Source organism: Citrobacter sp. Cpo090 (assembly GCF_030332665.1).
Taxonomy (GTDB): domain Bacteria; phylum Pseudomonadota; class Gammaproteobacteria; order Enterobacterales; family Enterobacteriaceae; genus Citrobacter; species Citrobacter portucalensis.
The window spans coordinates 303983-315908 of sequence record NZ_JAOWHK010000031.1; the positions used below are offsets into that span (position 1 = coordinate 303983).

12 protein-coding genes are annotated in these 11926 nt (G+C 53.2%); 10 read left to right on the top strand and 2 right to left on the bottom strand.

Annotated elements, in window-relative coordinates; translation table 11 throughout:
- The first annotated feature begins 1 nt into the window (after position 1).
- Together OGY83_RS16400 and mdtM are read left to right on the top strand one after the other, a co-directional pair.
- On the top strand, positions 2–652 hold the full coding sequence (locus tag OGY83_RS16400; protein ID WP_286636343.1) for a LysE family translocator: 651 nt from the start codon (positions 2–4) through the stop codon (positions 650–652).
- 325 nt (positions 653–977) lie between these two features.
- Entirely contained in the window at positions 978–2219 is a 1242-nt protein-coding gene (gene mdtM / locus OGY83_RS16405; RefSeq protein WP_286636344.1) for a multidrug efflux MFS transporter MdtM, read from the top strand.
- A gap of 79 nt (positions 2220–2298) precedes the next feature.
- Here mdtM and metC read toward each other — a convergent pair whose 3' ends face one another.
- Positions 2299–3489: a cystathionine beta-lyase gene (gene metC, locus OGY83_RS16410; RefSeq protein ID WP_079937187.1), complete on the bottom strand. Its 1191-nt coding sequence runs from the start codon at positions 3487–3489 to the stop codon at positions 2299–2301.
- A 30-nt stretch (positions 3490–3519) separates the two neighbouring features.
- Positions 3520–4752 carry a dicarboxylate/amino acid:cation symporter gene (locus tag OGY83_RS16415; RefSeq protein WP_003019196.1) on the bottom strand — a complete coding sequence of 411 codons (1233 nt, stop codon included), beginning with the start codon at positions 4750–4752 and terminating at the stop codon, positions 3520–3522.
- Positions 4753–4971: 219 nt separating this feature from the next.
- Between OGY83_RS16415 and OGY83_RS16420 the strand changes: the two genes are divergently transcribed.
- The 8 genes from OGY83_RS16420 (at position 4972) to OGY83_RS16455 (ending at position 11879) form a co-directional block, all read left to right on the top strand.
- On the top strand, positions 4972–5898 hold the full coding sequence (locus OGY83_RS16420) for a LysR family transcriptional regulator (RefSeq protein ID WP_003845596.1): 927 nt from the start codon (positions 4972–4974) through the stop codon (positions 5896–5898).
- A 75-nt stretch (positions 5899–5973) separates the two neighbouring features.
- Positions 5974–7254 carry a DUF445 domain-containing protein gene (locus tag OGY83_RS16425; RefSeq protein ID WP_286636345.1) on the top strand — a complete coding sequence of 427 codons (1281 nt, stop codon included), beginning with the start codon at positions 5974–5976 and terminating at the stop codon, positions 7252–7254.
- Between the two features lie 13 nt (positions 7255–7267).
- Positions 7268–7732 (top strand): GNAT family N-acetyltransferase, encoded by a 465-nt coding sequence (locus tag OGY83_RS16430; protein WP_003830072.1) that lies wholly within the window; start codon positions 7268–7270, stop codon positions 7730–7732.
- A 95-nt stretch (positions 7733–7827) separates the two neighbouring features.
- Positions 7828–8979: a double-cubane-cluster-containing anaerobic reductase gene (locus OGY83_RS16435; RefSeq protein WP_286636346.1), complete on the top strand. Its 1152-nt coding sequence runs from the start codon at positions 7828–7830 to the stop codon at positions 8977–8979.
- 9 nt (positions 8980–8988) lie between these two features.
- On the top strand, positions 8989–9756 hold the full coding sequence (yjiL, locus tag OGY83_RS16440; RefSeq protein ID WP_079937189.1) for a putative 2-hydroxyacyl-CoA dehydratase activator YjiL: 768 nt from the start codon (positions 8989–8991) through the stop codon (positions 9754–9756).
- On the top strand, positions 9753–10004 hold the full coding sequence (locus OGY83_RS16445; RefSeq protein ID WP_048227158.1) for a putative Se/S carrier protein: 252 nt from the start codon (positions 9753–9755) through the stop codon (positions 10002–10004). Before yjiL ends, OGY83_RS16445 begins: the two co-directional genes overlap by 4 nt.
- 94 nt (positions 10005–10098) lie before the next feature.
- The gene (locus OGY83_RS16450; RefSeq protein ID WP_286636348.1) at positions 10099–11286 is read left to right on the top strand and encodes an MFS transporter; all 1188 of its coding nucleotides are present in this window, start codon (positions 10099–10101) and stop codon (positions 11284–11286) included.
- A 191-nt stretch (positions 11287–11477) separates the two neighbouring features.
- Entirely contained in the window at positions 11478–11879 is a 402-nt protein-coding gene (locus OGY83_RS16455; protein WP_286636349.1) for a hypothetical protein, read from the top strand.
- Positions 11880–11926 lie beyond the last annotated feature (47 nt).

An 11926-nucleotide genomic window follows, 5' to 3' on the forward strand; every position in this document is an offset into this window, starting at 1 on the left:
TATGTCACTGCTTGCTGAACTTTTTCCGTCTGCTTTTCCCGCGCTGGCGCTGGCGCATTTCGTCGCATTGCTTAGCCCTGGGCCGGACTTCTTTTTACTGATCGGTTACGCCGTACGATACCGGATGCGCGGCAGCGCCGGGCTGTGCGTGGGGATCGCTATCGGCAACGGGCTGTATATCCTGCTGGCGATTATCGGTTGGGGGATCCTGCGCCAGCTTCCCCTGTTGTTTACCATTATTGAGCTGCTGGGCGCGCTCTATTTGTTGTGGATTGGCAGCCTGCTGATACGCAGCCGCCCGCAAACGCTGACCGGAGCAGATGCCCAGTCTACCTGTCCAGGATTTGGTAAACAGCTGCTGCTGGGATTGGGTTCGTCACTGCTCAACCCAAAAAATGCGCTGTTCTATCTGGCGCTGATGACCGCCCTGCTCGGTCCGTCGGTGACGCTGCTGCAACAAACCATGAGCGGGATCTGGATGACCAGCGTGGTGCTGTACTGGGATCTGCTGATCGTGATGTTCATCGGTTTACCGCAGATCCAGCGGCGCTTAACCAGAGGAATATTATGGGTAGAGCGTATCGCTGGGGGGGTATTGATTATTTTCGGTTGTGCTATTGCGCTGCGGTTTTTGCAGAGCATCGTAGTCTGATTTGCAGGGCGATTTTCTGCACATAAACCGGATAAACTCGTTTAATTAATATCCAATCCGCATTACACTGCGGAAGGTTATTACCCGTTCAACTTACTCTTCCTGAGGTGCGATGTGCTGATTGTTACCTGTAATCGTTACGTTTTCTGACCCCGCGTCAGTGAACGTATCTTCTGTTTGCGCTTCGCGCAGACAGCGTTTTTGATTACATGAAATTCAGTACATTTGCAGTCTGCTTTTTTTCTGTCATCGGTCTGACGTCTCAAAGACGGTATTGAATTTCGCTATTCCCGTTGAGGGTTTTCTCCCGACAAGGAGCTGTTTTATGCAACGGATTCTCGCGTTTTTCTCCCAACGCGCCACAACGCTATTTTTTCCTGTCGCGTTGATTTTATATGACTTCGCCGCCTATCTGTCGACGGACCTGATCCAGCCCGGCATCATCAATGTGGTACGTGATTTCAACGCCGATGTCAGCCTGGCACCCGCAGCGGTGAGCCTCTATCTGGCGGGCGGCATGGCGCTGCAATGGCTGCTGGGGCCGCTTTCCGACCGAATTGGCCGTCGACCGGTGCTGATTGCGGGGGCGTTAATCTTTACCCTCGCCTGCGCTGCCACGCTGTTCACCACCTCAATGACGCAATTTCTGGTCGCCCGATTTGTGCAGGGCACCAGCATCTGCTTTATCGCGACCGTAGGCTATGTCACGGTACAGGAGGCGTTTGGGCAAACGAAGGCCATTAAGTTAATGGCGATAATCACTTCCATTGTGCTCGTTGCACCGGTTATCGGCCCGCTTTCCGGGGCGGCGCTGATGCACTTTGTACACTGGAAGATCTTGTTTGCCATCATTGCCGTCATGGGGCTTATCGCCCTGATTGGGTTAACGTTAGCCATGCCGGAAACCGTCCAGCGCGGTGCGGTGCCGTTCAGCGCGCGCGGCGTACTGCGTGATTTCCGCGACGTTTTCCGCAACCGGGTGTTCCTGTTTGGCGCTGCCACGCTGGCGTTAAGCTATATCCCGATGATGAGCTGGGTGGCGGTCTCGCCGGTTATTCTGATCGACGCAGGCGGTATGAGCACATCGGAGTTTGCCTGGGCACAGGCTCCGGTGTTCGGCGCAGTGATCGTCGCTAATATGGTGGTGGTTCGTTTCGTGAAAGATCCGACCCGACCACGCTTTATCTGGCGGGCAGTCCCCATTCAGCTAAGCGGGCTGGCGGTGCTAATTGCCGGCAATTTACTGTGGCCGCACGTCTGGCTGTGGTCGGTGCTGGGGACCAGCCTGTATGCGTTTGGTATTGGGATGATCTTCCCGACGCTGTTCCGCTTTACGCTTTTTTCCAACAACTTACCTAAAGGTACGGTCTCGGCGTCTCTCAATATGGTGATCCTGACGGTGATGGCGGTTGCTGTCGAAATTGGACGCTGGCTATGGTTTAACGGCGGCAGGATTTCGTTTCATCTGCTGGCGGTTGCGGCGGGGATCGCTGTCGTGTTCACGCTGGCAGGCTTACTCAAACGCGTACGTCAGCATGAGGCAACGACGTTAGCCACTGAAAACTAACCTGCCCGCTTATCCGGCCTACGACAACTATGTAGGCCGGATAAGCGTTTGCGCCGCATCCGGCTACGCTCACCTCACCTTACGCAATGCGTGCAAATCCCGCGTCCAGATCGGCAATCAGGTCGTCGATATCCTCAAGGCCGATATGCACCCTGACCAGCGTGCCGCTGAAATCCACCTCTCCAGCCGGGCGAATGCTATTTAGCTCTTCCGGCTGGTTCGCCAGAATGAGCGACTCAAATCCGCCCCACGAATAGGCCATATGGAACAGCGAGAAGTTATCGAGGAAATTCGCCATCTGTTCGTCGGTCAGTCTCTTTTTCAGCACAAACGAGAACAGGCCTGAGCTCCCGGTAAAATCACGCTGAAAATACTCATGGCCCGGACATTCCGGTAATGCCGGATGATTCACCCGCGCCACTTCCGGCCTTGCCGACAGCCAGCGGGCAATATGGATACTGCTCTCCTGATGCTGCTTAAGACGTACCGCCAGGGTGCGCAATCCGCGGCTACCGTTGTAGGCCGTATCGGCATCCAGCGTTTGCCCCATCAGATAGGAGTTCTCGCGCAGACGATCCCAACAACGGGCGTTGGACACCGCCGTGCCCAGCATGGCGTCCGAATGGCCGATGGTGTACTTCGTTCCTGCCTGAATGGAAATATCCACGCCATAATCCAGCGCTTTGAACAGCACGCCCGCCGCCCAGGTGTTGTCGATCATAATGACAATCTCCGGATTCACCGCGCGGATCGCCTTCACCATTCCCGGCACGTCCTGAACTTCCATGGTGATTGAACTCGGGGACTCGAGGAACACCACCTTTGTTTCCGGACGCAGAAGATCGACGATGCCAGCGCCAATCAGCGGATCGTAATACGTTGTTTCCACGTTGAATTTGCTCAGTATCTTATTGCAAAAATCCTGGGTTGGCTCATAGGCCGCACCCGTCATCAGAATATGATCGCCCCCCTGAACAAACGCCAGAATCGCATTGGTCACCGCCGCAGCACCACATGGGTACAACGCACAGCCAACGCCGCCTTCCAGTTCGCTCATTGCCTTCTGGAAAGCAAAGTGGGTATAGGTTCCGCGACGGCCGTAAAACAGCTCGCCGTTCGCGCGATTAGCGGTGGCAAATTTCTTGTCCTTCACGGTATCAAATACCAGTGAAGAGGCGCGTTGGATAACCGGATTCACCGCTCCCTGGGTGTAGCGTTTATCGCGACCGGCAACAACCAGGTGCGTTTCAAGTTTCATTGCGTCTTTCATAACATCTCCTGTTCTTAATCCGTGTGAAACCTATACCACCGCAGCAGTAGAGTTTATTTCAGTGTTGGTCTGCTTTTTTCCTGCGAACCGTTCAACAATCTGCGCCGCATTCAAATCATGGATAACATTAATCAGTGTGGCCGGCGCATCGGTAATGGTGCCAAGCACCACCAGCATCGGGATTGCTTCCATCGGCAGGCCCAGCGTGGTGACGATAAAGATTTCACCGAGGAACGCCCCGCCCGGCACGCCGCCAACGATAATGGCGGAGAGCACCGCAATCAGCATCGTCAGGAAGAAGGTTTCGGTGGTGAATTCCATGCCCAGCACGGAATAGATAAAGACAATTTTTAGCGCAGCAATCATCGCTACGCCGCCCTTGTTGAGGTTAACCAGCAGCGGAATGGAGACATCAACGATTTCCGGGTTGATCCCCATCGCCTTACCGGCACGCAGCGTCACCGGGAGCGTCCCCAGCGAAGAGCAGGTCCCCAGCGCGGTCGCAGACGGTTCAATCGCGTTACGCCAGAAGGCTTTGACCGCCGGAATACCGCCGCCAATATACGAATAGAGAATCGAGCCAAAAACAAAATAGACCAGCGTGGCAACCATAAACAGGCCGATGGCGCGGGCAAAGGTTAATAATAGTGCAGAGTCCTGACTGGCCATGGTGGCGGCGAAGTAGCAGCCCAGACCAATCGGCGCGACCTTCATAATGATCGAGACGATCTTCATGATCACGGTATTGGCATCTTCCAGCAGCGACGCAATGCGTTTACCGGCCTGATCCGACTGACCAATCGCCACACCGGCGATGATCGCCATTACGATCAGCGCCAGAATATTGGATTTAGAAAACAGTCCGATAAAGTCGCTGGTGGTGATCATACTGACAAAATCCATCTTGCCGCTGCCCGCCTGCACCGACTGCGAGAGATCGATAGTGACGCCCTGCGCCGGGTTATACCATAGCGCCAACGCAACGATCCCGGCGGCTGGAATAAAGGCCATTGCGATCGAAACAATAAAGATTATCGCCATAATACGCCCCAGCCTTTTCAGGTCGGTCATACTGGCGATCGAAGACATAACGCTGATCCCCACCAGCGGCACAATAATCATAAATAACAGGTTCAGGAAAATCTGACCTATTGGCTGGAGTTTACTTGCAAACGATGGGGCATAAATACCTAATAAGCCGCCAATCACCAGAGCAACTAATAAAATAATCGACGATCTGTAGGGTTCGAGTCGTGACCACATAATCGGTACCTTTAGAATAATAATTAATGAGATTAAATTCACAATGTGATGAGTTTCCGTTTTGCCTCCTTTTATTTTGTGACGTAACTCACCTAAGTTGTTATTTTTTCATTTTGCCAGCAAGTTGTTTCCTGTGATTCAATAGTTGCATGTTTAAAACGCGAATGTAACGGCCTATTCGTACCGTTTTTGCAAATCACTTGTGAATTAAAGGAAACTATGAGTACGCCGATTTCACTCAAGCATCTGGAGTTTTTTACTAAAATCGTCGACTGCGGAGGATTGTCAGAAGCCGCGGCGCAGCTCAACGTATCGCCGTCTGCGGTCAGCAAAAGTCTGGCCGCGATGGAAGACACGCTGGGCACGACATTAATTAAACGCACCACCCGCAGTATTACCCTGACCGACGCCGGGCAATATCTCTTCAATCGCGCTAATAAGCTTTTGAAAGAATTCGATGAAACGCTGAATACCACTTCAGGTTATTATCACAGCCCGCAGGGTGAATTACGCATAACCTGCTCAATTGCGTTTGGTTATTCCCGGCTGGTGAACCTGGTAGATAAATATCGCTCCCAGTTTCCGGATGTGAATCTGTATATCGATCTCAACGATAACTTCGTGAATCTGAACGAAACGGATTTCGACATCGCCCTGCGCATCTCCACCGCACCGCCGCAGAACTATGCGATGCGCAAGCTGGTGCCTGTTCGCTGGGCGTACTGTGCCTCACCCGGCTACCTTGCCAAAAAAGGCATGCCCCAGCGTCGAAGCGATCTGGTGGATCATGATTGTCTGGTTTATCCAGGCCTCACGCCGGTACTGAAAGTGGCGGATGAACAGGATCGTCTGCATCAGTTGAAACTGCATATGCCGATCCAGGCCAACAGCAGCCTGGTATTGCTGAAGTCAGTGTTAGAAGATCAGGGAGTGGCGTATTTGCCCACCTATCTGATTGGCGATCATATTCAAAAAGAAGAGATAACGCCGCTGATGCTCGACGGGACCATCACCTGTGAAACTCACGCCCTGTATGCGCTGTACTTTCCCAGCAAGTACAGCAATCCGAAGGTACGATCGTTTATCGATTTTCTGGTGGCGGAACTCGGACCCTTGCCCGCCTGGGACAACTGGATCCCTGAGTAAGCCCAGCCCACCTGAAAATGGGAGGCGCTCCACATTTTTTGCGCGATCCCCCCGTCTGGCTCTATCCTTAAGCCTATGAATAAAATTGCTGAACTCAAACGCGCCAAGCGACTGGCGCTCTCATTACTGCTGATTGCCGCTGCCACCTTCGTCATCACGCTGTTTCTACCGCCTAACTTTTGGGTGCTGGGGATCAAAGCGATCGCCGAAGCGGCGATGGTCGGCGCGCTGGCGGACTGGTTTGCCGTGGTGGCGCTGTTTCGTCGGGTGCCGATCCCATTTATCTCGCAGCACACGGCGATTATCCCGCGCAATAAGGATCGGATCGGCGAAAATCTCGGTCAGTTTGTGCAGGAAAAATTTCTCGACACCCAGTCTCTGGTCGCGCTGATCCGCCGCCATGAACCGGCGCTGTTGATCGGCAACTGGTTCAGCCAGCCGGAAAACGCCCAGCGAATTGGCCAGCATCTGTTGCAGATCATGAGCGGTTTTCTCGAACTGACCGACGACTCGCGCATTCAACGGCTGATCAAACGGGCGGTGCACAAGGCCATCGACAAGGTCGATCTCTCCGGTACCAGTGCGCTGATGCTGGAAAGCATGACCAAAAACAATCGCCATCAGGTGCTGCTCGACACGCTGATTAGCCAACTGATCGCCCTGCTCCAGCGCGACAGCTCGCGGGCGTTTATCGCCCGACAGGTAGTGCACTGGCTGGAAACCGAACATCCGCTGAAAGCAAAAATCCTGCCGACCGAATGGCTGGGCGAACACAGCGCCGAGCTGGTGTCTGATGCCGTTAACTCCTTGCTGGATGACATCAGCCACGATCGCGCGCATCAGATCCGCCATGCCTTCGATCGCGCCACGTTTAAGCTCATCGATAAACTCAAACACGATCCGGAGATGGCCATGCGGGCCGAAAGCCTGAAAAGCTATCTGAAGGAAGATGAAGCCTTCAACCGTTATCTTGGCGAGCTGTGGGCAGACCTGCGCCAGTGGGTGAAAACCGACATTAACGCCGACGATTCCCGCGTGAAGCAGCGCATCGCCAGCGCCGGGCAGTGGTTTGGCGAAACGCTGGTAGCCGACAGCGCCCTGCGCGCCTCACTGAATGGGCATCTGGAGCAGGCCGCACATAAAGTGGCGCCAGAGTTCGCCACCTTCCTGACGCGCCATATTAGCGACACGGTGAAAAGCTGGGATGCACGCGATATGTCGCAGCAAATCGAGCTGAACATCGGTAAAGATTTGCAGTTTATCCGCGTCAACGGCACGCTGGTTGGCGGTTCTATTGGGCTGGTGTTATATCTGTTGTCGCAAATTCCTTCCCTGCTGACGCTGGCGAATTTTTAAGGAGAAAAATTCAATGACGATGAACATCCGCATTTTTTCCCTGCGCGAAACACCGGAAAAACTGCACGAGGTCACCGCCTACTTTCAGCAACAATGGGCCTCAGAAGACTCCGTGAAGGTATACGAAGATGCGCTGCATCGTTGCATTGGCGCAAAGAACCCGCTACCACAGTGGTACTGGCTGCAGGACGGCGACAGCATCGTTGGCTGCGCCGGATTGATCACTAATGATTTTATCAGTCGCGGCGAACTGTGGCCGTGGCTATGCGCGCTCTATGTCGATCCTCGCTATCGTGGTCACGGTCTGGCATTTCGCCTGATTGAACATATTGCGCAGCAGGCTAAACAGCTAGGCTTTATGCAGCTCCATTTGTGTACTGACCTGGAAGGTTTATACGAGAAAGCGGGATTTTACTTTGACGGGCCGGGCTATCATCCGTGGGGGGAAGTTTCACGGGTCTACAGTCGTAATCTGTAAGCGCACAATTGTTGTACATCAATAAAGCCAGATAAATTGCATGGTTATAATGCGACGTCTTTTTACTGTCTCCCGTGTTACGGGGAAGGAAAATCATGTCGCTAATCACCGATTTACCCGCCATTTTTAATCAATTCTCCGACGCCCGTCAGAAAGGTTTTCTCACCGTAATGGATCTTAAAGAGCAGGGTATCCCGCTCGTTGGGACCTATTGCACCTTTATGCCGCAGGAGATAGCGATGGCGGCAGGTGCGGTCGTCGTTTCGCTATGCTCAACCTCTGATGAAACGATTGAAGAGGCCGAAAAAGATCTGCCACGAAACCTGTGTCCGCTGATCAAAAGCAGCTACGGGTTTGGTAAAACGGATAAATGTCCGTACTTCTACTTCTCTGACCTGGTGGTGGGCGAAACGACCTGCGATGGTAAAAAGAAGATGTACGAGTACATGGCTGAATTTAAAGCGGTACATGTGATGCAACTGCCCAACAGCGCCAGTGATGCGGCTTCGCGGGCGCTGTGGAAAGCCGAGATCCTGCGTCTGCAGCAGGCAATCGAAGCCCGTTTTGGCACCCCGATTACCGAAGCCGCGCTACGTGAAGCCGTCATTCTCAAAAACCAGGAACGTCGTGCACTGGCGAACTTCTACCGCGTTGGTCAGCTCAACCCACCCGCACTCAGCGGCAGTGACATTCTGAAAGTCGTCTACGGTGCAACCTTCCGCTTTGATAAAGAAGCACTGATCGACGAGCTTAATAGCATGGCCGAGCGGGTACATCAGGAATGGCAGGCCGGAAAACGTCTGGCGTCGCGTCCACGCATACTGATAACCGGCTGCCCCATCGGCGGCGCGGCAGAAAAAGTGGTTCGTGCCATTGAAGAAAACGGCGGTTGGGTGGTGGGTTATGAAAACTGTACCGGTGCGAAAGCCACTGAACAGTGCGTGGAGGAAACTGGCGACGTCTACGACGCTCTGACCGATAAATACCTCGCCATAGGCTGCTCATGTATTTCCCCTAACGATCAACGTCTGCAAATGCTCAGCCAAATGGTTGAAGAGTACCAGGCTGACGGCGTCGTCGATGTCATTTTACAGGCTTGCCACACTTACGCCGTTGAATCACTCGCCATCAAACGACACGTCCGCCAACAGCACAACATTCCCTATATCGCTATTGAAACCGACTATTCCAGCTCGGATATCGGCCAACTTAGCACTCGTGTCGCCGCGTTCATTGAAATGTTGTGAGGAACAGGGATGACATACTCAATAGGGATCGATTCCGGCTCCACGGCGACTAAAGGTATTTTGCTGGAAAGGAACGTCATCAGACGTCGCTTCCTCTGCCCAACGCCATTTCGCCCTGCCGAAGCGATCGCTCAGGCATGGGAAACGCTGCAGGCGGGGTTGGACGATAGACCATTTTTAACCCTCACTGGCTACGGACGGCAGCTTGTGGATTATGCCGACAAACAGGTCACTGAAATTTCCTGCCACGGGCTGGGAGCACGCTTGCTGGCTCCCGGCACCCGCACAGTGATTGATATCGGCGGCCAAGACAGTAAAGTCATCCAGTTAGATGATGATGGCAACCTCAGCGATTTCTTAATGAATGACAAATGTGCGGCAGGGACCGGACGATTTCTGGAAGTCATCTCGCGTACGCTCGGCGCCAGCGTAGAGCAGTTAGATGCGATTACCGCTGGCGTCGAACCACATGCCATCACCAGCATGTGTACGGTTTTTGCCGAGTCGGAGGTCATCAGCCTGCGTTCTGCAGGTGTCGCGCCGGAGGCAATTTTAGCGGGAGTGATCAACGCGATGGCCCGACGCAGCGCGAATTTCATCGGGCGGCTTTCAGGGCAGGCTCCACTTTTATTTACCGGGGGAGTAAGCCACTGTCACGCCTTTGCCCGTATGCTTGAAGGCCACATTGGCATTCCCGTACACACGCATCCCGATGCGCAGTTTGCCGGGGCGATTGGGGCCGCGTTAATAGGCCAGCGTCAGGGGAAACGTAAGTGAAGGAAGCACTGTTCCTGTTTCATTCTACCCTCGGCGTCATCAAAACGCGTAAAGCGCTACAGGCTGCGGGTATGTGCTTTCGGGTGGCAGATATTCCCCGCGAGCTACGCGGTGGCTGCGGGCTGTGCATTTACATCGACTGCGTTGCTGGCAAGGAGGATGAGTGGATAATTCCGGGTCATACCGAATCTATCTACCGTCTTGAAAACGGAGGCTGGCGCTGCCTTGCCACTTTTCCCCCTTCCTGAACGTACCAGGGGACTTAGTTTTATTTTACTTTTCATTATCATTTACGCATGTAATATAACAATTATCAGTTAACAGCGCGAAATGAGAGTCCGTATGTCCCAGGGAAGCCCAGATTCAAATCGTCATGCCATCAGCGTCGCGCTTTTTGGCATGCTGGTCTTAACGCTGGGTATGGGAATTGGGCGCTTTCTGTATACGCCAATGCTGCCGGTGCTGCTGTTGGAAGGTCAATTTACGTTTGACCAACTCTCCTGGATTGCCAGCGCCAACTACGCCGGGTATCTGGCAGGAAGCCTGCTTTTCTCCTTCGGGCTCTTCCATCATCCTTCACGCTTACGCCCGATGTTGCTAACGTCCGCGCTCGCTACCGCAGGGCTGATTCTGGCGATGGCCAGCTTTACGCAGCCCGCGCTGGTGATGCTGATCCGCTTTCTGGCGGGTGTCGCCAGTGCCGGTATGATGATCTTTGGCTCAATGATCGTTCTGCATCATACCCGGCATCCCTTCGTGATCGCGGCATTGTTCTCCGGCGTTGGTGCAGGCATTTTGCTGGGCAATGAATATGTCATTAGCGGTCTGCATTTTGCGCTTTCATCGCACACGCTCTGGCTGGGCGCGGCGGCAGCCTCGGCTCTGTTCTTTGTGCTACTGGTTATACTCCTGCCATCTCGCGACCACGTGCTCCCCGCCGCGGCCCCGGTAAAAACAGAGCATCAGCCTATGTCCTGGTGGCTGCTGGCTCTACTGTACGGGCTGGCCGGGTTTGGCTACATCATTGTCGCCACCTACCTGCCGCTGATGGCGAAAAGCGCCGGTTCGCCGCTGCTGACTGCCCATCTCTGGTCGCTGGTCGGCATATCGATAATTCCGGGGTGTTTCGCCTGGCTGTGGGCCGCCCGACGCTGGGGAGTATTGCAATGCCTGACGGCGAATTTGCTGATTCAAAGCGCCTGCGTGGTCATGACGCTCGCCAGCGGCTCCTTGCCGCTGCTGGTGATAAGCTGCATGGGGTTTGGCGCAACGTTTATGGGAACCACTTCACTGGTGATGCCGCTTGCCCGTCAACTAAGCGTACCGCGCAATATTAATCTGCTGGGCCTGGTCACTCTGACTTACGGCATTGGACAAATACTTGGTCCGCTATTAACCAGCCTGCTGGGAAGCGGCGCACAGGCGATCGTTAACGCCACGGTGTGCGGCGCGGTCGCGTTGTTTATTGCGGCAGTTATCAGCCTCACGCAATTATACAAACAGCGTTTCGCCTCGCCCAAAAGGGTATAACCGGCTAACGTCTAAAGAAGATATATTCGGATTAGTCCACAATTAAATGTCAGCATTTAATAAACCGCAAATAATCGGCAATTACCCGTCAGACAATTTATAATTCCCGACTGTTCATTTATAAACTCAATTTAAAATGCGTAAAAATGGACATATTAGTTCAACATCAACACCATCGTCGGGAAAAGTACATGTCGTGGTTTAAAAAAATACTACTGGGGTTAATTATTTTGGCGGGTTTAATTGGCACGCTAAAGGATTATAAAGACTTTGGCCTGTTTGGCGCACTGGGATTGTTTATTATCTTCCTGTTATCAACAACATTCTTATGGCAATGGGCCTCTGGCAGGTTACCGGAGATAACCAAGCTACAGGCCATATTTATTTTACTGGCCAGCGCGGTAGCCTCTATTTTTGTTATCAATATGGCCATTGCCGGTAATTTGCATGTGGATTTAATGGAAGTCATGCGCGTTACCATTACGCATAATCCACTTTTTTATCTGATCCTCTGCGTGGTTGCATGGGTAAAAGTGGGCATCTGGCAATGGCTTTTTCGCAGTGTACAGATGAAAGAGAATCAGCCGGTTTAAACACCGCAGAGGTAAAAAAGGCGTCTTAAACAAGACGCCTTTTTCAT

Bases quoted from the DNA above. Each gene is read 5' to 3' on its own strand.
- OGY83_RS16455 (WP_286636349.1), top strand. From the start codon at position 11,478: ATGTCGTGGTTTAAAAAAATACTACTGGGGTTAATTATTTTGGCGGGT.
- OGY83_RS16415 (WP_003019196.1), bottom strand. From the start codon at position 4,752: ATGTGGTCACGACTCGAACCCTACAGATCGTCGATTATTTTATTAGTT.
- yjiL (WP_079937189.1), top strand. From the start codon at position 8,989: ATGACATACTCAATAGGGATCGATTCCGGCTCCACGGCGACTAAAGGT.
- OGY83_RS16435 (WP_286636346.1), top strand. From the start codon at position 7,828: ATGTCGCTAATCACCGATTTACCCGCCATTTTTAATCAATTCTCCGAC.
- OGY83_RS16450 (WP_286636348.1), top strand. From the start codon at position 10,099: ATGTCCCAGGGAAGCCCAGATTCAAATCGTCATGCCATCAGCGTCGCG.
- metC (WP_079937187.1), bottom strand. From the start codon at position 3,489: ATGAAAGACGCAATGAAACTTGAAACGCACCTGGTTGTTGCCGGTCGC.
- OGY83_RS16425 (WP_286636345.1), top strand. From the start codon at position 5,974: ATGAATAAAATTGCTGAACTCAAACGCGCCAAGCGACTGGCGCTCTCA.
- OGY83_RS16430 (WP_003830072.1), top strand. From the start codon at position 7,268: ATGACGATGAACATCCGCATTTTTTCCCTGCGCGAAACACCGGAAAAA.
- mdtM (WP_286636344.1), top strand. From the start codon at position 978: ATGCAACGGATTCTCGCGTTTTTCTCCCAACGCGCCACAACGCTATTT.
- OGY83_RS16400 (WP_286636343.1), top strand. From the start codon at position 2: ATGTCACTGCTTGCTGAACTTTTTCCGTCTGCTTTTCCCGCGCTGGCG.
- OGY83_RS16420 (WP_003845596.1), top strand. From the start codon at position 4,972: ATGAGTACGCCGATTTCACTCAAGCATCTGGAGTTTTTTACTAAAATC.